The sequence below is a fragment of the Alcanivorax sp. NBRC 102024 genome (assembly GCF_001602235.1).
Taxonomy (GTDB): domain Bacteria; phylum Pseudomonadota; class Gammaproteobacteria; order Pseudomonadales; family Alcanivoracaceae; genus Alcanivorax.
Genome location: NZ_BDAS01000008.1, coordinates 1 through 20697, shown reverse-complemented (window position 1 = coordinate 20697; position 20697 = coordinate 1). Strand labels below are relative to the sequence as shown.

Sequence of the window (20697 nt, the reverse complement as noted above, 5' to 3'; positions counted from 1 at the left end):
CATAAAGCGATCGCCACCCCATGAAAGCAATCTTGCCCCTGTGCGGCGCCTTCCTTGTCGGCCTGTGTTCGTTCGCCAGCGCCGCTGATGACGACGGTCTGTCCGAACAGATCCGCCAGTTGAAAAGCGAAGCGCTGGACCTGAACCGTGACCTGACCCTTCTGGAACAGGAGCTGCTCTACGCCAGCCCGCAGACCAGTATCTTCGTGTCCGTGGATGTGGGCACGCCCATTCGCCTGGTTGATATCAATCTGACCATTGATGGCGAGCATGTGGGCTACCATTTCTACAGCGACCAGGAATTCGAAGCCCTCACCAAAGGGGGCATCCAGCGCCTTTACACCGGCAACCTGGCCAGTGGTCGTCACGTGATGGAAGCCACCATTACCGGCTACGACCCCCTCGGCAAGGACTACCAGAAGACCACCAGCTATACCTTTACCAAGGGACCTGGCAAAAAAATGGTGGAAATGCAGGTGGTGGATGACCTGAACAAGCAGCAACACAAGTTTGAATTCCGTGAGTGGAACCAGCAATGATACAGCGGCGGCGAAAACGGTGGCTGGTCGCGGCGTGCTTCGCCACTCTGTTATCCCCTGCCCAGGCGGCCAAGGTCGAGTTTTTCGATGATATCAACGAAGGCCCCGTTCCGCTTGGTATGGAAGAACATCGTTATCTGGCCTTTGGCGAGGTCATGTTCGACTACTATCGACACGCCAATTTCAATGCGATCAACAAGCTTCTGGTCAATCAGGAGCTGTCGCTGTTCAACGAGGATACCGATTACGCGGAACTGCTGCTGGGTGACCTGTATGTCACTTACGGCCTGCCTGGCAAGGCCGAGGTGATCTTCAACCGGCTTCTGGAAAAGGACATTCTCAGCCGGACCCGGGCGCAAACCTGGCTTCATAAAGCCGCATTACACTACCGCGAAGGCAATCTGGCAGAAGCCGCCATGATCCTCGACGGTGAAAACGTGGAAGGCCTGGACCCGGCTGACGACGCCCGGCGGCGCCTGATGCTGGCGAATATCCTGATGGCCGAGGAAGACTTCACCGGCGCCCTGGATTACCTGCACTCGGTCCCCCTCAGCACGGACGAAGGCCGCTATGCCACTTATAACATGGGTGTGGCATTGATCCGTGGTGGTCATCGCGATCAGGGAGTGGCCTTGCTGAAATCCCTGCTGGAGGCCGGAGGCAGTTCCGATCAGGCGCTCGCCCTGCGTGACCGGGCAGCTCTGGCTGCTGGCCTGACGGCACTACGCGAAGGCAACCTGCAAAGCGCCCGCGCCGACCTGCGTCAGGTACGCAGCGATGGCCCCTTTTCCGAAGATGCCCTGCTGGCTCTGGGCCTGGCAAACTACCGGGCCGGCGAGGTGAAGCGTGCCCTGCCCCTGTGGCTGGAAGCCGTTCGGCGCAACAGCAGCCACCCGTCCGTCCAGGAAGCACTGATGCTTGCCCCGCGCGCCTATGAAGAGCTGGGCGGGCTGCCCCAGGCGCTGGCTGGTTACCAATATGCCGCCGCCGAATATCGCCAGGCCCTGAAGGATGTCCAGCGGGCCATCGATAATATCGCCAAGCCGGGCTGGTCAGAGGCCTTGTTACCGGAGGATCGCAACCAGACCGGTCTGCTGCCGGCCAACAGCGGCGATCTTGCCCAGGGCAGTGAGCTTTCCTATCTGTACAAGCTTTTTTCCAGCAACGACTTCGCCCAGCGATTCGAGCACTACCGGCAGATCCACCAGATCAAGACCATGGTAGAAAATTGGCAGCAGGCCTTGCCTGCGCTCCAGGAAACCCACCAAATCCAGCAACAGCGCCTGAGTCGCAATCTGCCCCATGTGCGCGGGGAAATGACCCGTCACATGAGCCGCCAGGAACAGCTGGCCATGGCCAGCGACCGGGTCTCCGCCGCCATCCCCAACTTCGTCGACATGAGCAACCCCGCGGACGTGGCCACCCCGGAACAGGCTGTTATGTGGAAAAAAGTGGATGCCCTGGCTCGCCAGTTCGGCACGCTGCCCGGCTCCACCCACGCCAATGCACTGAGGCTGCGCAAGGTTCGCGGCCTGTTGTTGTGGGATATTGCCCACCAGTCGATAGAACAACGGGAAAAACAGGAGCAAGCTGCTACCCAATTACGGGAAGAAAGCAGCGTGCTTGGCGAACGAATCGCTGCTGTGCAACAGCAAATACGTGATGCCACCCTGCGCACACGGGACGACCTGGGCCAGCGACTGGCCGGGCAAACCCAGCGAATTGAAACAATAAAACGTCTTACCGAAGACACACTCGAGGCTCTGGAAAAGAGCATGAAAGCCGACGCCCTTGCGCTTCTGCTCGCCAACCAGCAAAGACTGGCCGACCAGTTGGCCGAGGCCCATCTGGCCGTTGCTCGCCTGCAGGACTCTTCGGTATCCGACGGCAGTACACAGAGGAAAGGATCGTGACCCGATTTCGCCTGCATGGCCTGGCCGCCGCAATGATTGCCCTGGGCGGCTGCGCGTCTGCCCCACAAAACGGCACCCTGGAACAACAGGCTCGCTTCGGCGGGACCACCCTGGCGGATCTGGAAAGTACCGACATCATCATTGAAGAGCAGCAACTGGAAAGCGCCAGCACCCAGGATGCCTTGAACAGCTATCGCCAGGCTGCCGAACTGTTTGATGATCCGGAACGCCGGGCCAAAACCCTGCGTCGCATGGCGGACCTGGCACTGACATCGGCTACCGAACAGGAAATGGGTAGCGAGGATGACAGTGATCTGGAACAGAAAGTGGACAAGGTGGTTTACGACAACACCATGGAACAGGTGAATACCACCCCGGATAACGAGCGTAAGATGGCGCTGCTGGATCTGGCCGGCACCATGGCACCCTCACTGGCGGACCATGATGTGGACTACGACACCGCCATTTCCCTGTATCAGGAGCTGCTCAATAGTACCGACGATCCCGGCCAACGGGCCGAAGCCTATTACCTGCTGTCCAAGGCCTATGCCATGGATGGCAACCTGGAGCAGGCCCAGGCCAGTCTGGACGCTCTGGTCAGCCAATACCCGAACAGTGAATGGGCCCTGGAATCCCAGTTCCGCCGCGGTGAAATGCTGTTTTCCGATGGCGACTATGAGTACGCAGAACAGGCCTACGCGGACGTGATAAAGCGTGGCACCGACAATGAATTCTATAACCAGGCGCTCTACAAACGAGGCTGGAGCCATTACAAACTGGGTGACTATGAATTGGCCCAGGGCAGCTTCTTCACCCTGCTGGACAATCTGAACGGCAGCAGCGAACTGGCTGACGACACCAGCATGGAAAACAAGCTGTTCACTGATACCCAGCGCGTGGTCAGCCTGGCCTTCAGTAATCTGGATGGTCCGGATTCGGTGAGAAACTGGTTTGCCCGCAACGGCAACCGGGACTATGAACCGGCGATTTACCGCTCTCTTGGCCAGGTCTATCTTGGCCAGGAGCGTTTCCGGGATGCGGCAGAAGCCTTTGATATGTTCGTTCAGGTGTATCCGGATTCGACCCTGGCGCCGGAGTTCTCCAGCCTGCAGATCGAGGCCTATCAGAAAGGCGGCTTCCCTACCCTGGTGCTTCCGGCAAAAGAGAAGTTTATCCAGCACTATGGCATCAACAGCGATTACTGGGGACGCCACCCGGACATTCGCGAACAGTATGTATCGCTGCTCAAGGGACATATTCTTGACCTGGCCGAATACCACCATGTGCTCGCCCAGCAATCAGGCAAGCCCGCGGATTACCGCGAGCCGGCCCGCTGGTACCAGGAATATCTGAATACCCCGCCAGCCAGCGAAGATCAGGGCAAGGTCAATCACCGCTATGCGGAAGTGCTCTACGCCGCAGAGGACTACGCCACCGCCATCAGCGAGTTTGAACGCACCGCCTATCAATACCCGGATTACGAGAAAGGGGGAGACGCCGCCTTCAATGCCCTGGTTGCCTACCAGAAAATTCTCGACGGCAATCCGGACGCCGAACAGGAAAACGCCTGGCGGAAAAAGAAAATTGCCAGTGCTCAGCAATACGGCCAACGCTTCCCCGCGCACCCGGAAGTCCCCAATGTGCTGCATGACACCGCCGAGGATCAGCTGGCACTGGGTGACGTGGAAGGTGCGGTCAAGACCGCCGGTATTCTGGTCAACCGCCAGCCGCCGCCTTCTGCCGAGCTAATGCGCTACGGGTGGGCCACCATTGCCAATGGCGAATTCGACCTGGGTCGCTTCAAGGTGGCGGAAATGGCCTATGGCAAACTGCTTGATATGCAGATGTCCCCCGAACAGCGCAGCCTGTACCGGGAAAAACTCGCCGTCAGCATTTACCGCCAGGCCGAGCAGCAGCAGGAACAAGGCAATCTGGATATCGCTGCTGCCACCTTCCTGCGGGTGGGCCAGACAGTACCGGAAGCGGCGGTGCGCAAGAACGCAGAATTCGATGCCGCGACCCTGTTCATCAATCAGGGGCGCAGCACCGCTGCAATCCCGGTTCTGGAAGCCTTCCGCGAACGCTATCCCGACGATCCATTGACCGACACCATTCCGGACAAGCTCGCCATTGCCTACGAGAAAGAAGGCAACTACACAGCGGCCGCCGGCGAGTTGCAGTTGATCGCCGCCAATTACAAGAGTGATGATCCGGAACTGTCCCGCCAGGCATTGTGGAAAGCGGCAGAAATGCAGGACCGGGCCGAACAACCCCAGGCGTCCATCGCCCTCTATCAGCAATACCTGCAGGAATGGCCACAGCCCTATGATTTCCGCTCTGAGGCCCAGTTCCGGCTGGTGGAGCTGAACCGGAAAACCGGCAACAGCGAACGGGAAACATATTGGCTGCAACAACTGGTCACCAGTTACCGGGAAGCCGGTAACGAGGCCAACGACCGGGTTGCCTGGTTGGCCGCCTACGCCAGCTTTACGCTGGCAGAGCCCAACTTCCAGGAATTCAAGCGTATCTCGCTCAGCCAACCCCTGAAGACCTCACTGGCCGCCAAGACCGATGTGATGAAAAAAGCCCTTGCGGATTATCAGGCGGTCGCCGATATCGGTGTGGCAGAATACGCCACCGCCGCCAACTACAAGATTGGTGAGATGTACCGGGTTCTGGCCCGAGATCTGATCGCATCCGAACGCCCCAAAGGCCTGGATGAACTGGAGCTGGAAGAGTACACCATGCTTCTGGAGGACAAGGCCTTCCCCTACGAGGACCAGGCCATCGATATTCTTATCGCCAATACCAACCTGGTGACTGATGACATCTATGACCAGTGGGTAAAGAAAAGTTTTGGTGCCCTGGCAGAATTGATTCCCGGCCGCTATGCGAAGTTTGAACAGGTAGAAAGCTATGTGGACATTATTTACTGATCGCGGCCGCCTGGGCGCGGCCACCGCATTGCTCGCTGCATTGGTGCTGTCAGGTTGTGCCAGCAAGGGCGGCCTCGGACTGGAAGGCTCCGGCGAAGGCGGCACCAGCAAATATGAGCAACAGAAAGACGGTGGTGCTGCCGCCGACAGTGACGCCATTCATATTCCGCCAGTCCCCCATGACCCCAAGGTGGAAAAGATCGCCGAGCAGGCCATGGCGGAATATGCCCGTGCCCTGCAGGCACGAATGGCTGGCAACGACAAGCAAGCCCTGGTGATGTTTCGCTCACTGAGTGAGCGTTTTCCGCAACTGTCCGGTCCTGCGCTCAATGTGGGTCTGATCTACATGGAACAGGAGGACTACCCCAAAGCACAGCAGGCCTTCGAACAATCCCTGGCCATCAACGATGCAAACCCTTATGCCCACAATGGCCTTGGCCTGGCGTTGCGGGAACAGGGAAAGTTCGATGATGCGCGCATTCATTACGAACGGGCGCTGGTTCTGGATCCAAAATATGCCCGTGCCCATTTCAACATGGCCGTGCTCGCCGAGCTCTACTTGCAGGATCTGAATCTGGCACTGAAGCATTTCCAGGCCTACCAGAATCTACAGAAACAGCCCGATGAGAACGTCGCCAACTGGATTGTGGACTTGCAACGCCGGGCGCCGGAGTCCCCCGCCCAGCCAGTGGCAAACCAGGATGCCGGGAACAAGAATGGAGAACTGAACTGATGCGACTATTACTCGTCATGGCTGCCCTCGCCTGTGCCTGCGTCAGCCAGGCTGATGACACTGGACAGGAAGCGTCAACCAATGTGATCGGCACCCAGGAAGCCCCCACGGTATTGAATGTGGTGCCCTGGAAAGACCGTGAGGTGAAGCTGGAGAAGAAAGATCCCACCTCGTCCCTGCTCAATCGGGTTCTGGAACCCCTTGATCAGGAGGTGTTGATGCGGGAAATCGAGTATCACCAGCTACTGAATCAGGAGCCGGATAACGACGATCTGTTCCTGAAATAACACATCCATCAATATCATTAGATGCACCCACGCCTTTTTTCTGATAAAAATTGGCACTTTGGGGAAGGTGCGGCAACCCGAGTCCGGGCAATGTCGCATGGGAAACAATAACTCTAACAGGTATACCGCAGGAGAAGTCCATGCCCACCACCGCCACCGCGCAGAACACCGGCGTTGTTGAGACCGCAATCACCTTTATTCAGGATGGCGGTTTCTTCATGTATCCCATTCTGGTTGTCCTGGCACTGGGCCTAGCCCTGTCCCTGGAACGTATCATTTACCTCCAGGCCACCAAGGCAAAGAACCAGAAAACCTGGAAAGATGTTTACCCGCTGATCGCCAAGGGCCAATTCCGTCAGGCCCTGGATGTGGTCAGTAACAGCAATACCGGCATGGCCAAGGTGATCGGCTATGGTCTTGAGCGAGCCAAGACTGCCAAGCGTCACGACGATATCGAACTGGCCATGGAAGAAGGCCTGATGGAAATCATCCCGCGCCTGGAAGCCCGTACTCCCTACATCGGCACCTTTGCCAACATCGCCACCCTGCTCGGCCTGCTGGGGACGATTCTGGGTCTGATCAGCGCGTTTACCGCCGTAGCCAGTGCCGACCCGGCACAGAAAGCCGATCTGTTGTCTGCCTCCATTTCCGTGGCCATGAACACCACCGCCTTCGGCCTGATTGCCGCTATCCCCATGCTTCTGGCCTTTGCCTTTATCAACGCCATGGCCGGCAAACTGGTGGACAGCATGGAAATGGCCTCGGTGAAATTCGTTAACGTCTTCCGCCAGGTTTCTGCCCAGCAAGAGCGCAAGAACGACGGCCAATAAGCCGTATTTTCTTGTTTTCGCCAATCTGGTGTAAGGATCTGGTATGCGATTTCGCAGACGACGTTCGCGCGACACCGATGTGGAACTGAACATCACTGCCTTTCTGAATCTGATGGTAGTGCTGATTCCTTTTCTGCTGATCAACGCGGTCTTCGCGCAGGTCTCCATCCTGCAGTTGAATCTGCCCGCGGTGAATGACAGCAGCACTCCCTCGGAAGACGACGAAAAAGACAAACTGGTACTCGAAGTACTGATTTACGGTAACCGCTATGAAGTGGTGGACCGCAACACCAGTGCCGTACTGAAAATTGTCGATAACCAGGGGGACAAACACGATAGTAAAGCCCTGCACGACTATCTTGTCACCCTGAAAGAGAAATTCCCTGAAGAGACAGCCATTACCCTGCTCTGTGAGGATGACACCCCCTATGAGGTGATGATCCACACCATGGACGCAGTGCGTCTTTACAACACGCAGATCAATGGCCAGACCATCAAGAAAGAGCTGTTCCCGAGTATCAGCATTGGCTCGGCACCCCAGGATCAGACTGCGGCAGCGGGAGGTGAGGCATGAAAAAGTCTGCCCGCGCACGCCGTATGGCACGACACCATGGTCGCCACAAGATGGTTGCCACCCTGAACCTGACCGCATTGATGGATATCTTCACCATCCTGCTGATCTTTCTGTTGGTCAATAACAACAATGCCGCCAAATTGCCGGATGATCAGGATATCCAGTTACCGGAATCCACCGCTCAGGAACTGCCTAACGATGTGCTCATTATTCAGGTGAGCCCCTCCTCGGTGGTGATTGATGGGCGCAAGATTGCCGATACCCAGGCGGTAAGAGCACAGGAAGAGCGCACCGTTGAGGCTCTGGTAGAAGAGCTGAAATTCCGGGCTTCCCGGGCACTTGCCCTGGATTCGGAAGAAGAGCGGGAAGTCATGATTCAGGCTGACCGGGATGTGCCCTATGCAGTGATCAAGAAACTGATGCGCAGCTGCATGGAAACGCCCTATACCAAGGTCGCCTTTGCTGTCCTGAAAGTGGCAGAGGAGGAGTCTGAATGACGCAGAAAAACAATAACACGCTGCGCATACTCATCGATGGCTCACTGCCCTGGGACAAACAAGAGGGGGAAGACCGGCGACTGTACGGCATCATTGTCATTTTGCTGATTCTGTCGCTGCTGCTGATGATCGTGGTGGAATCAGTGACCATTGAAAAACCGGATCCGCGAGAACAGCAGGAAATCCCGGAACGACTGGCACAGCTGGTTCTTGAAAAACAAAAAGAACCGCCACCGCCAGAACCCGAACCGGAGCCCGAACCTGAGGAAGAAGAGCCTGAAGAAAAGCCCGAACCGGAAGAGCCAAAGCCGGAACCCAAGCCTGAGCCAGAACCGGAACCACGGCCTGCTGAGGTGGAACGGGAACAGGCACGGGAAAAAGCCCAGGCCAAGCTGGAAGAAGATCTGGGAGACTCACTGGCCGGGCTGGATGATATCGGTCCCCTGGTCAATGCCGGCGACAACCTGCGTACCGGTGGGGATAGCGCCGCCAAGGCCGAACGTGACCTGATCGGCAAGCGTGCCGGTGCCGGCTCCGGAGGAATTGCCACCGCCAGAGCATCCAGCGGTGGCGGCGGTGGCGGCACCCTGTCGGCCGGCACGGTTGGCGGCGGCAAGGTGGATAGCAAGATCGCCGAATCCGGTCAGGCAGCCAGCACCACCCGCAAGGGCAGTGACGGCAAGAGCCGCCGCACCCAGGAGCAGCTACGTCGCGTATTCGACCGTTACGCTGGCAAGTTCAACAGTCAGTACCAGCGGGCGCTGCGCAGCAACCCTGCCCTGCAGGGGACTGTCGTGCTCTACCTGGTGATTGCCCCCAGCGGCGAGGTACAGGATGTGAAAGTGAAATCCAGCCAGCTGGGCGACAGCCAACTGGAAAGACGCATCATGCTGATTGCCAAAGGCATGAACTTCGGTGCCATGAATGTGGAAACCTGGAAGGGAGACTACAAGTTGAACTTCTTCCCGAACTGATCCTGAAGATCAGCCACAAAAAAAGCCCGGCTCAAAAGGCCGGGCTTTTTTTGTGATGGGGCAACCTCGTCCTGGCTGTTAATGCGCAGGGTGCACTGAGCCTCAGGCGAACTGCACCCTATCCCAGACACCATTGGGTGGCTGCCAAAGTCAAAACGCGCCTGCCTGTCAGGCAAGCGCCTCCAGCGCTGCGCGCAACGACGCCGGGATCGGTACCGGCCGTCCGCTTTCCCGGTTGACAAAAACGTGAACCACAAAGCCGGTGGCCTTCGCCGGCCCTTCAGCCCCGAACAGGGCCAGACCGTAGCGCACCGAACTGCTGCCCAGTTTTTCCACCTTCATGCCCACCACCAATGAATCCGGATAGGCAGCGGCTTCCAGATATTCACAACCCGAGCTCACCACAAAAGCAATCTGCTCCCCATCGTGAATATCCAGGCCGCCCTCGTCGATCAGGTAACGGTTGATGGTGGAATCGAAATAGCTGTAATAGACCACATTATTGATGTGACCGTAGATATCGTTATCGCTCCAGCGACTGTCAACGGGACACAGATAACCATACTCGCCGCGCTCAGGCCGGCTCCCTTTCTCTGCCATCAGTACACCGCCTTGTAGATTGCCAACGCATCCGCTTCGGAAACGTCCCGGGGATTGTTGACCAGCAAGCGCTGTTGAAGCATGGCATCCGATGCCAGGGTTTCCAGGCTCTCTTCAGTGACGCCGGCATCGCGCAAACGCACCGGCAAGCCAACCGCATCGATCATCGCCTCCAGGGCTGCTATGAGCGCCTGGGCACCGTCATTGGCATCCGCGAAGGGGCGGTCGCTGAGAATCGGCGCCAACTCCGCATACAGCGGGGCCGCCACGGTGGCGTTGAATTTCAGCACCTCCGGCAACACCAGGGAATTACTCAGTCCGTGGGGAATATGGAAATGGCCACCGAGCGGATAAGCCAGCGCATGGACCGCGGCCACCGGTGCATTGGCAAACGCCTGCCCGGCCATCATCGCTCCCAGCAAACAGGCTTCCCGGGCCGCCAGGTTGTCGCCCTCTTTCACCGCGGTCACCAGGTTGCCCCCCAGCAGGCGTAGTGCTTCACGGGCCAGCATATCCGAATAGGGGTTTTTCTTGTGGGCACTGGTGTAGGCCTCAATGGCATGAACCATGGCATCCACACCGGTGGCCGCCGTCACATGGGCCGGCAAGCCAAGGGTCAGCGTTGCATCAAGCACCGCCAGATCCGGCAGCAACGATGGCGCCACCACACCTGCCTTGGTGGTGGCACCGGTGGTGACAATGGCCACCGGAGTCACCTCCGAACCGGTGCCCGCCGTGGTTGGCACCTGTATCAGCGGCAAGCGGGGTCCGGTTGCCATTCCCACACCATAGATATCCGACAATTGCTGGCTGGCATCCGGGTGTGCCAGCAACGCCACCAGCTTGGCCACATCCATGGAGGAACCGCCACCGAAGCCAATCACCAGATCTGCTTTCGCTTCCTTCGCCTGCCGTGCGGCATCCAGCACAATGGTATCTGCCGGATCAGCGCTAACCTGATCAAAGACGGTCAGCGGCATACCCGCTTGACGAAAGCTGTCTTCCACCGGTTCCAGCAGTGGCGTGCTGCGAATACCCGGATCCGTGACAAGCAGTACCCGACTGGCGCCGCGCTCCTGACAGAGGGCCGGCAGACGGCCGGCAGCACCCGCCTCTACCAGCACACGATGGGTGGTTGCGAATTCGAAACCCGGCATGATGACTCTCCTGAAAAAACGTGCCGACTGAGGCATCAATGCTAGCACAGGCGGGGATGGCGGATGACGCCGTGGGAGCGGCATTTTGCGTCGCGCCAGCCTGTCGACGCACGCCAAAAATCCGCTTCACCCGAGACAATGGCGTTAACAGAATCAAACCGGAATCGGACAGGAAGGCAGGCCCGGGACACGGTTGTCCCGAGCCGTTAGCGGTCAACCGATAAAGTAATTGTGTGCGTTTTCGTTGATCTGGTCACTGACGTACTGGGCCAGGGCCTGCACGGTCCACTGAATCGGTGCGGTCATGGGCGCCGGAATCAGGCTGGCATCCGCCACGAACAACCCCGCAGTGCCATAGACCTGGCCAGTGGGAGCCACCACCGCCTCATAGGGATCAGCTCCCATGCGACAGGTTCCGTGGGGGCTGAAGCTGTTGGCCCGGAAGGTGTACATGCCCTTCAGACCGTAATCCACCTTTTCCAGGGTTTCATCCAGGGCGAACACGGAATCCACCTCCAGATTCTGGAACGTCGGCATGTAAACCTTTTCCGCACCACCGGAAAAGAAAATACGTGCTGCCAGGGCGGCGGAAGCCTTCATGTTATTGAATTCTTCCCGGTTGGGATTCCAGTGGATGGTCTTGTCACCGCTGTAGGCATCCCCGGACCATTCCACATATCCCCTGCCCTGGTCGGTGCTGAAGGCATTTACACCGGCGTAGTACTTGTAGTCTTTCATGAAGTCGATATGGGCCTTGCCCGCCTTCATGTCACCCTGAGCCAACAGGGATTCCGGTTCAGCCAAACCGGAGAAAATGGTGTAACCATCGCTGCGGGTAAACTCGTCAACCTGCACGCCGACCAGTGCTCCACGGAAGCCATAGAGCGGCTCCTTGAACTTGCCCAGAACCTGAGTGAAAGGCTGAATAGACAGATTTCGACCCAGCTGACCACTGCGATCCGCCAGCTGGCTACGCTGCATGATCAGTGGCGTATGGATAGCCCCGGCGGCCAGTACCACCATGTCCGCATCCACCTGCATGTCAGCCACGTGGGCGCCGCTGTCGGGATCGGTAATGCGCGCTTCTACCCCCCGGGCACGACCATCACGGGTGCGCACACGGACCACTTCCGTATCCGAGAAAATCCGCGCGCCATGGGCGGCCGCCCATGGCAGATGGGTCACCAGGGAACTCATTTTTCGGTCGGAGGGGCAGCCTGCCAGACAGTGCCCGGTAAGGGCACATTGTTTCACGTTGCGCTGGGCCGGTTTCCAGGAAAACTGCATTTTCTCGCAGCCCTGAATCACCTTGTGGGCGCAGGCGTTGATTTCGTGCGCTTCATTGATGTGGATCTGCAACTGGTCGGCCACCCCATCCAGATAGGGGCGGAATTTTTTCGCCGCCAGGTTCTCAAGACCATAGTCGCTGGCCCAGCGATCCAGTACCTCATCGCCAGGCTCTTCCATCACGCAAGCGCCGATCACCGTGGAGCCACCGACACAGGCCCCCTGGACAAAGATGATGTCCGCAGTGGTATTCACCTGGCCAACCTGATCCTGATAGATCTGGGTCATGGTATCGCCCAGGTGTTCGGTAAACTTGGAGCTGGGGTAATAGCGACCGGATTCCAGCACCAACACGTCCCGGCCGGCTTTCGCCATTTCATAGGCGACAATGGAACCGGCCGCGCCGGAACCAACCACAACCACATCGGTTTTCAGGGTGAACCGTTTGCCCAGGTTTGCGTCCAGGGCCACATCTTTTGCCTCGGTGACAGGGACACCGTCACGGGCGACACGTACAAAAGCCATAATTCCCCCTCAGGCTCGCGGCAACGGCGCATTACCGAGGCGTCGCACGCCCCATACTTCGGTTACCGGACCGTGGTATTCCAGTCCCGGCCAGGTGCGCTCATCACGCCAATAGTTCAACGCCACCAGCGCTTTCAACGTGGTCATCAGGCCTCGCTCGAAAAAGGAGCCTTCCTGCATGGCGTTGACGTAATCCAGGGCCTTGTCGTCGGAGAGGGAGGTGAACTGACTGAACTTGAAGCTGACCATTGGCCGATTGTTGAATACCCAGATCCCGAGACCAAGCAACTCACGGGTCTGCTGAGGCATCCGCTGCGCCATGGCATCCACGTTTTTGACGGTGGGCACAACCTCGGTGCTGGACGGCAGTCCGTATTGAGCCGTGGGTAGCATCACTTCCGTGAGGCGGCTGATAACCCGGGCTTCATCCTGATTGAGACTGTGATATTGCAGCGTCTGCGGAGCGTCTCTGCGCCCGAACATGCTGGCACAACCGGAAGTGACTGCAGCGCTGGCAAGCACGGAGCTACGCAGAAAACTGCGGCGGCTCAACGGCTCCAGGCCGGCAAGGAAGCCGGGCAGCGGCGCACGCTTGTTGTTATTCATCGAACCCTCTCCTGGGCAGGCCCGGCGTCCATTGGGCCCTTGTTGTTATTGGTGGAGCGGTAATTTTTTAGCGATCCGAATCCGTGGCCCTAGCGGGGATGCATGGCGAAGACGTTGTTGTCACAGGCCTTTCATGAACAAGCGGCGTATCTGGGAACACAACCGACTGAAGAAAATTTACTGTAACGGCAACGGCTTACGTCAGGCATCGCCATGAGGCTACGGACGCAGACCCCAGTCTATAACAAACCGTTACAAACGCCAAAGCCCTTGGGAGCCCTGAATAACCCCTTGGGTACTCAGCGTGGCCAGAAGGATGCCGGTGGTTCCCGTTCCCGGCGACAGCACGCAGCCGATGGGCCCTTCAGAGCAGGCCCTGGCTCTGTCGTGCTCAGCCCATGCTCCCGGGTCATCCAGACCGGGCATTCAAGGGGGGATTAAGAGGCTCCCCGATGACCGGGAACAGCCTGCCCCCCTGTCAGGCATTTCCCGGTCGGGTCGCAGGACCTGAGTCAGGCCATCTGGCGGGCAATCCGTGTCGCCAAGGCATACACGGTAATCTGCGGGTTAACGATGATGGAAGTGGGCAGCACACTGGCGTCTGCCACGTACAAGCCTGGCACATCATGGGTCTGGCCATTGGCGGCGACAACGCTCTGCGCCGGATCGGCTCCCATCCGACAGGTACCCTGCGGGTGGTAGCTGACCATACGCAGGTGCTGAGGCAGGTTTTCCAGGCTGTCCACCTGACTATCAATCTCTGCTTCACTACGGATAACCCGCTGATCACTGGCTGGCACATAGACTTCGGTCGCCCCGGAGGCAAGGTGCAACCGGGCAGCGGCTTTCAACGCCCGCTGCATGGAAGGAAAGTCGGTATCACTGAGCTTGTAGTTGATTTTTTTGCGCTCGCCATCCCATTCAATGCTGCCCACATTATGATCGTGGATAAGGGTAACCAGTCCGGCCAGATACTTGGCATTTGCCATGTAGTCCATGAACGGTTTGCCGGTGCCGGGTTCTGCGGCCATGGTCAGCTCCACCAGCCCTGCTCCCCCATCTTCCAGCACAAAACCGCCCTTGTCCGGATGCATGAACTCATCCACATAGACCCCCAGCATGGCGCCCCGCCAGGGGTATACCGGCTCCGGGTAACGGGCCGGCACATACAATGAGGGGTGGCAGGCGAAGTTTTTGCCCACCTGACCGGACCGGTTAGCCAGTCCGCTCTTGAGCAGGAGCAAGGGAGTCTGAACCGCCCCGGCGGCCAGGATGACCCGGGGCGCAGACACCGTCAAGGTTGCCGCCACCGCCCCGTCGCGGCCAGTGATGATCGCCTCCACACCGCTGGCCTTGCCGTCACGGGTAAGGATTTTTTCCACCCGGGTATCCGCATAAATCTGCGCGCCATGGGCCGCAGCCCAGGGCAGATAGGTGACCAGCATGGATTGCTTGCGTTCGGTTTTGCAGCCGGACAGGCAATGACCGGTAAGCCCGCATTGCCGGATATTGCGCTTGAGAGGTTTCACCGACCAGCCCAGTCGGTTGGCGCCGGCGCGAATCAGGCGACCATGCCGGGGGATTTCGTGCTCACCGTTATCATGAACCGCCAGGTTCTTTTCCACTTCATCGAAGTACGGCGCCAGTTCGTCAACGGTGAGTTCATTCAGCCCGAAATCCCGCTGCCAGTCCTGAAGAATGAAATCCGGGGTACGGAAGCAGACACAACCGTTGACCACGGTGGAGCCGCCCACACAGGCCCCCTGCAAGACCAGCAAATCGCCATCATTGTTACTCTGACCACCGTGATCCTGATAGAGGGTATCCAGGCTGTCGGTAAAGTTCTCGGTGAAGTCTTTCGAGGGCACATACGGACCCGCTTCCAGTACCACTACCTTGAAACCTCGTTTGGCCAGTTCATAGGCGCTCACCGCCCCACCCGCCCCGGAACCGACAATCACCACATCGGCGTCCAGCTGCAGCTGGTCACGGGTGACATCACTGGCCTGGTGAACACGCAAACCGGATGCCTGCCATTTCACTTCGCTCATGCCCGTGCCTCCCCGTCAGCCACACTCTCCGGCAGGGGTGCATTGCCCAGATACGCCAACCCCCACTTGTCACTCACCGGGCCATCGAACTCGGTGGGCGGCCAGGTGGCAGGGTCCTGCCAATAAGCGCTGTAGACCAGTTGCTTGATCACGGTGGCCAAGGTTCGCTGGATCACATTGCCCTGCCCCCAGCTATCGAAATAGGCGCGGGCATCCTCATCATTCAGGTCCACAAACCGACTGCCCCGGGTCAGCACTGCAGCGTTGTCGAACAGACCCAGACCGGAGGCTACCTCCTTGCGTGTCAGCGGGTGCAGGTGCCCCAACAGGGTTTGCACATTTTGCACCACTGGCACCTGTTCGCTGGGCAGCAACGCTGTGCCGTCAACGGGTAACAGCACCTGCCGGGCACGATTGAAAAGATGGTATTCCGCATCGGACAGGCCCTTCGCCCAGGCCGGTGAGGATTGCTGGTCCAGGGGAGAACGGCGCAGCAAGGCAAAGCCGCCGGCGGCCACCGCAGCCACGCCGGCAGAGCCCAGCAGGCCCCATTTCAGAAACCGTCGGCGGGCCATGCCCTGTTGCCACATGGCGGAAATCCGCCGCGCCTGAAGCTGGCTTTTCATGGTCTGTCCTCAACGCAAAAATACAGCCTTGAAGCTACTCAAAAGACCACATGAATACAATGTGTTTACTCAGACAGGGAGACTTGACCGCACAGAACAATTGGCCGGTAAACAGGGATCAGGAATCGTTTTTTTCTGGACGGGACACCGGCACGCTGGGGCCCACCGCCACCGGATCCTGATGGATAATCACATCCGCCGCCGGATAAGCCTGACGGATTCCCCGCTCGATACGTTCGGCCAGATCATGGGCTTCCCGCAATGACAGGTTCTGATCCATATCCACATGCAGTTGGATAAACTGGGTGCGCCCAGACTGGCGGGTACGCAGGTCATGGAAACCCAATGCCGGGGAATGCTCCGCCACAATGGCGCCAATCACATCGCGCACATCACCGGGTATCTCACGGTCCAGCAGCAACTGGATGGACTCGCCGGCAATCGACCAGGCGCTGTAAAGAATAAACAGGGCTATCACTAGCCCCATGGCCCCATCCAGCCACAGAAAACCGTATTGGCTGACCACCAGCACCAGGATGATCCCTGCATTGACAGAGAGATCTGACAGATAGTGAAGCGAATCCGCCTCGATGGCGGTTGAACCGGTCTCTCTGACCACGAATTTCTGGATCAGCAGCAGTCCGAAAGTCAGCACGATGGAAAAAACCATCACCGCGACCCCCACGGCGTTCTGCTCAATCGGTTGCGGATCCATCAATTTGAAAACGGACTGCTGGATCAGGAATAACGACGAGCCGGCAATGAAAATTGCCTGCCCCAGACCCGCCAGGGCTTCCGCCTTGCCATGGCCAAAGCGATGCTCCTCATCCGCGGGCACCAGGGAATAGCGAATGGCAAAGAAATTGATCAGCGAGGCCAGCGAATCCATCACCGAATCCACCAGGGATGCCAGCAGACTCACCGACCCGGTCATCAGCCAGGCCACCGTCTTGGCGGCAATCAGCAGCAACGCGGTGACGATTGACGCCAGTGCGGCGATCATCAACAGGCGATGTTCCCGGCGGTTTTCACTGGTCATGAATGCATTCCGTTAGCGACCATGGAGGCTATTTCTTCGGCAGATAGAGGAGCGGATCCACGGGTTTGCCGTCCTTGCGAATCTCGAAATGCAGCTGAGTCCGGAAAGTACCGGTGGCTCCCATGGCGGCGATTTGCTGTCCGGCTTTCACTGCATCGCCTTCTTTCACCAGCATCTTGTCATTATGGGCGTAGGCGCTTAACCAGCGATCACTGTGCTTGAGAATGAGCAGATTGCCGTACCCGGTCAAGCCGCTGCCGCGATACACCACCCGGCCGTCTGCGGCTGCCACCACCGGGCTGTTGTTTTTACCGGAAATAGCAATCCCCTTGCGACCATGGTTGGCACTGGAAAAGGTCTCCACAACCTGGCCCCCTGCTGGCCAACGCCAGCTCACCGGACCCACCGTGGAGCCGGCAGAAGCAGTATCAGACGGTTTGGAGGCAGGCGGGGTTTGCGGCTTGGCCGGTTCCGGCTTACTGACGGGTTGGCGTTGAGGTTTGCTTGCCGCTTGCGTTGCCGGTTTTCTGTTGCCGGTTGACGAAGTGGAGCCACCGCTGGCGGGCGCTTTCAAGGCCAGGGAAATTCGCTGCCCCGGATAAATGGTATAGGGCGCCGGTATGCGGTTGGCGCGGGCCAGCTCTCGATAGTCCCAGCCATAACGCCAGGCAATGGAGTAAAGCGTCTCGCCGCGACGCACTTCATGGGTCCCCGCCGTTACCTTGCTGGTTCGCGGCTCTTGTCCGTAGATATCAACAACCGGCGCGAAATTACGCGCACTGCAGCCGCTGACCATCAGGAATATCAATGCCGTCGCCAGGGTACGCATCAGAAGGAATTGCTACCTGTCGCCTGTTGGCAAACCATTACCCACTCCGTCGTAAGGGTACCCGCCCGCGGTACCGAAATGCATTGGCTACGAGCCCTGCGCAACATTATGCACCGGCGCCAGCCGATACAATAGCCACACCAGCACGGACGCCAGCAGCGCGGCCAACAGGGCCAGTCCCAGTTGCGACCCCTCGCCGGTCAGGGTGGCGTATTGCGCGGGTGTGAGCCAGCGATCAGCCACACCCTCACCTTCCGCTATCCGCCAGGGCCACAGTTTCAGCAGCGAACCGGCCATAAACCCGGCGAGCAACGCCATTACCGTGTCGTGGTAACGGTGCAGGGTCCATTTAAGCACATGCACAAAACTCAGCAGCCCGATGGCGCAGCCGGCCATAAAAGCCAGCAACAACGGTATCTCACCTTGCTTCACGGCCTCCAGCACCGGTTGGTACATTCCCAGTAAAAGAAGGATAAAACTGCCGGAAATGCCGGGCAGGATCATGGCACAGATAGCCAGCATGCCACTGAAGAAAAACACCGTGGCGCCGCTCCCCACTGCCGACAGGGCGGGGGCCAAGCCGATAGCAACGGCCACGGCGGTGCCTGCCAGAAAAGCCATAACCTGAGCGCCCCCTCGCTGTTGCAGGGGTTTTAACACCAGAAAGATACTGGCCAGAATCAGGCCGCTGAAGAAGGCCCATACCGGCACTGGATGGGTATCCAGCAGCCAGGTTATCAGGCGGGCCAGCAGGGCAATACTCGTGACGATGCCCGCTAACAGGGTGATCAGAAAAGTCAGGTTGGCCTGGACCCAGAACGCCATGAAACCCTGCTGGCGCCACACCTTCAGCAGGCGCGGTGTCAGCCCCCCCAAGGTATCGATCAACTCTTCATAAATGCCCGTGATCAACGCCAGGGTGCCACCAGACACACCGGGCACCACATCGGCCGCGCCCATGGCCATGCCGCGAAAAAAAATACCGGGTCGGATCATGTTGCCCCTGCGTTGTTGATAAGCCGCAAGCTACAAGCTTCAAGCTGCAACACGGGCTCAGTATTGTAGTTTCATCGCCACCAGATTCCGCGCTCCAGACGATTGGCCGCGGGCAATGCTTATTCGCTAATTTCCATTCTGGTCGCGCCTTGTAGCTTGCAGTTTGAAGCTTGTAGCTGCCTTATCGCATTACCCCACGCTGGAACGGCACGAAGCGGACCGCATCCAGTGATTGCACATGAAACTTGTCTCCGTCGCGGTCGACGACCGTGAGGATCTGCTGACGGTCACCACCCACCGGCATCACCAGACGACCGCCGTCTGCCAGTTGTGACAACAAATCATCGGGAATTTCTGCACGGGCACAGGCGGCGAGAATGCCATCAAAAGGCGCTTCGCTCTTCCAGCCGAAACCGCCATCCGCATGTTTGAGTTGTACCCGCGCCAGGCCCAGCTTTATCAACCGCTTGCGCGCCTGATCCTGTAACGGCCGGATCCGTTCCACGGAATAAAGTGCATCACAGAACTGGGCCAGCACCGCGGTCTGATAACCACAGCCAGTGCCAATCTCCAGTACCTTGGTGGGCCTGCCGTTAGCGATCAACAATTCGGTCATACGTGCCACCACCCACGGCTGGGAAATGGTCTGGCCGTGGCCGATGGGCAGCGCGGTATCGTCGTAGGCCTGGTGAGCCAGGGCTTCTTCAATAAACAGGTGACGTGGAGTATTGCGAATGGCATCAAGTACCCGCTCATCACTGATGGCGGCATCGCGTAGCCGCTGCACCAGACGATCCCGGGTCCGTGCAGAGGTCATGCCGATGCCACTAAGTTGGATATCCATCTGTACTTCTTTTGCCTCTGGATTTGCCTCTCGGCGGATTATTCAGGCTTTATAATTTCCGCCATCACTGTCGTGGCAAAAGCGCCTGTAGGCAGCGTAAACGCCAGCTCCAGACACGCTTCTCCTTCCCTTTCCGATTGCCAGGACCATTGCAAGTCCCGTACCGGCAAGCGTGTGGCCCGACGAGCTTCGTCAACACCCATCTTGCACAGGCCGTGGATAACGGTGGCATGCGGAGCAAGCACCTGCTGCTCCAGTTCCCGGCAAGGGCCAGATGATGCCATGCCCGGCACCCCCGGCAAAGGGCCGGTGGGATGAACCTGACCGGCAATCACCCTTTCCCCGGCGTCAGGATCCTCGTCCGCCGGAAACAGACCACGACTGCCTTCCGGCTGCAGCAGGTCGCCAGCCAGTACCCGGTCCCAGCATTGGCGTTCAACGCGCTCGGCCAGCACACGATTGAACAGGTCGCTGCGCACTGCTGACAGCCATAAGCTGCGCAGGGCTTTCTTGCGGGGCGCTTCGCCGCCACTCAACCATGCTGTACCGCGAACCAGATTGCCTTCACCACGACCAAAGCGTTGCTCGCCGAAATAATTCGGCACGCCCTGGCGATCAATGGTCGCCAGTTGCTGCTCCACAGTCTGACGATCACCCTGAAAACCGGTAACGCGAAGCACAAAGCCGTTGGCCCGGTGGGTACCCCGATTCAGCTTGCGCCGGTGCCGTATCCCCTGCAAAAGCCGCAGTCCTTCAGGCCAGACAAAGTCAGGATCGTCCTTGCCCGGCAGGTGCAGGCTGAACCACTGGCGGGTAATGGCATGCTTGTCCTTGAGTCCACTGTACCCCACGGC

Annotated in this window: 20 protein-coding genes; 9 read left to right on the top strand and 11 right to left on the bottom strand. The window is 58.6% G+C overall.

The genetic code is table 11. The annotated features are described in order from the left end of the window. Nucleotides 1–20 precede the first annotated feature (20 nt). From A0251_RS12600 to A0251_RS17415, 9 genes are all read left to right on the top strand, one after another. The gene (locus tag A0251_RS12600) at nt 21–539 is read left to right on the top strand and encodes a hypothetical protein (protein WP_062817209.1); all 519 of its coding nucleotides are present in this window, start codon (nt 21–23) and stop codon (nt 537–539) included. Then, complete coding sequence (locus A0251_RS12595; protein WP_062817208.1) at nt 536–2452, top strand: lipopolysaccharide assembly protein LapB; 1917 nt, start codon at nt 536–538, stop codon at nt 2450–2452. Before A0251_RS12600 ends, A0251_RS12595 begins: the two co-directional genes overlap by 4 nt. Beyond that, on the top strand, nt 2449–5388 hold the full coding sequence (locus A0251_RS12590; protein WP_231874232.1) for a tetratricopeptide repeat protein: 2940 nt from the start codon (nt 2449–2451) through the stop codon (nt 5386–5388). Before A0251_RS12595 ends, A0251_RS12590 begins: the two co-directional genes overlap by 4 nt. Next, nucleotides 5369–6121, top strand: coding sequence for a tetratricopeptide repeat protein (locus A0251_RS12585; protein WP_082810878.1), 753 nt, complete (start codon nt 5369–5371; stop codon nt 6119–6121). Before A0251_RS12590 ends, A0251_RS12585 begins: the two co-directional genes overlap by 20 nt. Continuing rightward, on the top strand, nt 6121–6408 hold the full coding sequence (locus A0251_RS12580; RefSeq protein ID WP_062817207.1) for a hypothetical protein: 288 nt from the start codon (nt 6121–6123) through the stop codon (nt 6406–6408). The genes A0251_RS12585 and A0251_RS12580 overlap by 1 nt, the downstream gene beginning before the upstream one ends. A 140-nt stretch (nt 6409–6548) precedes the next feature. Next, a complete protein-coding gene (locus A0251_RS12575; RefSeq protein ID WP_062817206.1) occupies nt 6549–7238 on the top strand; it encodes a MotA/TolQ/ExbB proton channel family protein in 690 nt (229 codons plus the stop codon). 43 nt (nt 7239–7281) lie between these two features. After that, entirely contained in the window at nt 7282–7812 is a 531-nt protein-coding gene (locus A0251_RS12570; protein ID WP_062817205.1) for a biopolymer transporter ExbD, read from the top strand. Continuing rightward, the gene (locus A0251_RS12565) at nt 7809–8309 is read left to right on the top strand and encodes a biopolymer transporter ExbD (protein WP_062817204.1); all 501 of its coding nucleotides are present in this window, start codon (nt 7809–7811) and stop codon (nt 8307–8309) included. Before A0251_RS12570 ends, A0251_RS12565 begins: the two co-directional genes overlap by 4 nt. Continuing rightward, nucleotides 8306–9283, top strand: coding sequence for an AgmX/PglI C-terminal domain-containing protein (locus tag A0251_RS17415; protein WP_062817203.1), 978 nt, complete (start codon nt 8306–8308; stop codon nt 9281–9283). Before A0251_RS12565 ends, A0251_RS17415 begins: the two co-directional genes overlap by 4 nt. Before the next feature lie 168 nt (nt 9284–9451). Here the strand turns inward: A0251_RS17415 and A0251_RS12555 are convergent, their stop codons facing one another. The 11 genes from A0251_RS12555 to truD all read right to left on the bottom strand — a co-directional run. Continuing rightward, nucleotides 9452–9883, bottom strand: coding sequence for a thioesterase family protein (locus A0251_RS12555; protein ID WP_062817202.1), 432 nt, complete (start codon nt 9881–9883; stop codon nt 9452–9454). Next, the gene (locus tag A0251_RS12550) at nt 9883–11040 is read right to left on the bottom strand and encodes an iron-containing alcohol dehydrogenase (protein WP_062817201.1); all 1158 of its coding nucleotides are present in this window, start codon (nt 11038–11040) and stop codon (nt 9883–9885) included. Before A0251_RS12550 ends, A0251_RS12555 begins: the two co-directional genes overlap by 1 nt. Nucleotides 11041–11253: 213 nt before the next feature. Continuing rightward, nucleotides 11254–12852 (bottom strand): GMC family oxidoreductase N-terminal domain-containing protein, encoded by a 1599-nt coding sequence (locus A0251_RS12545; protein WP_062817200.1) that lies wholly within the window; start codon nt 12850–12852, stop codon nt 11254–11256. Nucleotides 12853–12861: 9 nt separating this feature from the next. After that, nucleotides 12862–13458 carry a hypothetical protein gene (locus A0251_RS12540; RefSeq protein ID WP_062817199.1) on the bottom strand — a complete coding sequence of 199 codons (597 nt, stop codon included), beginning with the start codon at nt 13456–13458 and terminating at the stop codon, nt 12862–12864. 512 nt (nt 13459–13970) lie between these two features. Further along, nucleotides 13971–15509 (bottom strand): GMC family oxidoreductase, encoded by a 1539-nt coding sequence (locus A0251_RS12535; protein ID WP_062817198.1) that lies wholly within the window; start codon nt 15507–15509, stop codon nt 13971–13973. Next, nucleotides 15506–16135: a hypothetical protein gene (locus A0251_RS12530; protein ID WP_062817197.1), complete on the bottom strand. Its 630-nt coding sequence runs from the start codon at nt 16133–16135 to the stop codon at nt 15506–15508. Before A0251_RS12530 ends, A0251_RS12535 begins: the two co-directional genes overlap by 4 nt. Before the next feature lie 118 nt (nt 16136–16253). Further along, nucleotides 16254–17174 carry a cation diffusion facilitator family transporter gene (locus tag A0251_RS12525; RefSeq protein ID WP_062817196.1) on the bottom strand — a complete coding sequence of 307 codons (921 nt, stop codon included), beginning with the start codon at nt 17172–17174 and terminating at the stop codon, nt 16254–16256. A 28-nt stretch (nt 17175–17202) separates the two neighbouring features. After that, nucleotides 17203–18003, bottom strand: a complete 801-nt coding sequence (locus A0251_RS12520) for a peptidoglycan DD-metalloendopeptidase family protein (protein WP_062817195.1) — start codon at nt 18001–18003, stop codon at nt 17203–17205. Between the two features lie 87 nt (nt 18004–18090). Then, nucleotides 18091–18999, bottom strand: coding sequence for a DUF368 domain-containing protein (locus tag A0251_RS12515; RefSeq protein ID WP_062817194.1), 909 nt, complete (start codon nt 18997–18999; stop codon nt 18091–18093). A gap of 181 nt (nt 19000–19180) precedes the next feature. Then, nucleotides 19181–19843 (bottom strand): protein-L-isoaspartate(D-aspartate) O-methyltransferase, encoded by a 663-nt coding sequence (locus A0251_RS12510; RefSeq protein ID WP_062817193.1) that lies wholly within the window; start codon nt 19841–19843, stop codon nt 19181–19183. 38 nt (nt 19844–19881) lie between these two features. Then, the coding region (gene truD / locus A0251_RS12505; RefSeq protein ID WP_062817192.1) for a tRNA pseudouridine(13) synthase TruD at nt 19882–20697 on the bottom strand (816 nt) is incomplete at its 5' end.

Bases quoted from the DNA above. Each gene is read 5' to 3' on its own strand.
- A0251_RS12595 (WP_062817208.1), top strand. From the start codon at position 536: ATGATACAGCGGCGGCGAAAACGGTGGCTGGTCGCGGCGTGCTTCGCC.
- A0251_RS12545 (WP_062817200.1), bottom strand. From the start codon at position 12,852: ATGGCTTTTGTACGTGTCGCCCGTGACGGTGTCCCTGTCACCGAGGCA.
- A0251_RS12575 (WP_062817206.1), top strand. From the start codon at position 6,549: ATGCCCACCACCGCCACCGCGCAGAACACCGGCGTTGTTGAGACCGCA.
- A0251_RS12510 (WP_062817193.1), bottom strand. From the start codon at position 19,843: ATGGATATCCAACTTAGTGGCATCGGCATGACCTCTGCACGGACCCGG.
- A0251_RS12525 (WP_062817196.1), bottom strand. From the start codon at position 17,174: ATGACCAGTGAAAACCGCCGGGAACATCGCCTGTTGATGATCGCCGCA.
- A0251_RS17415 (WP_062817203.1), top strand. From the start codon at position 8,306: ATGACGCAGAAAAACAATAACACGCTGCGCATACTCATCGATGGCTCA.
- A0251_RS12515 (WP_062817194.1), bottom strand. From the start codon at position 18,999: ATGATCCGACCCGGTATTTTTTTTCGCGGCATGGCCATGGGCGCGGCC.
- A0251_RS12570 (WP_062817205.1), top strand. From the start codon at position 7,282: ATGCGATTTCGCAGACGACGTTCGCGCGACACCGATGTGGAACTGAAC.
- A0251_RS12565 (WP_062817204.1), top strand. From the start codon at position 7,809: ATGAAAAAGTCTGCCCGCGCACGCCGTATGGCACGACACCATGGTCGC.
- A0251_RS12520 (WP_062817195.1), bottom strand. From the start codon at position 18,003: ATGCGTACCCTGGCGACGGCATTGATATTCCTGATGGTCAGCGGCTGC.
- A0251_RS12580 (WP_062817207.1), top strand. From the start codon at position 6,121: ATGCGACTATTACTCGTCATGGCTGCCCTCGCCTGTGCCTGCGTCAGC.
- A0251_RS12540 (WP_062817199.1), bottom strand. From the start codon at position 13,458: ATGAATAACAACAAGCGTGCGCCGCTGCCCGGCTTCCTTGCCGGCCTG.
- A0251_RS12550 (WP_062817201.1), bottom strand. From the start codon at position 11,040: ATGCCGGGTTTCGAATTCGCAACCACCCATCGTGTGCTGGTAGAGGCG.
- A0251_RS12535 (WP_062817198.1), bottom strand. From the start codon at position 15,509: ATGAGCGAAGTGAAATGGCAGGCATCCGGTTTGCGTGTTCACCAGGCC.
- A0251_RS12530 (WP_062817197.1), bottom strand. From the start codon at position 16,135: ATGAAAAGCCAGCTTCAGGCGCGGCGGATTTCCGCCATGTGGCAACAG.
- A0251_RS12600 (WP_062817209.1), top strand. From the start codon at position 21: ATGAAAGCAATCTTGCCCCTGTGCGGCGCCTTCCTTGTCGGCCTGTGT.
- A0251_RS12555 (WP_062817202.1), bottom strand. From the start codon at position 9,883: ATGGCAGAGAAAGGGAGCCGGCCTGAGCGCGGCGAGTATGGTTATCTG.
- A0251_RS12585 (WP_082810878.1), top strand. From the start codon at position 5,369: ATGTGGACATTATTTACTGATCGCGGCCGCCTGGGCGCGGCCACCGCA.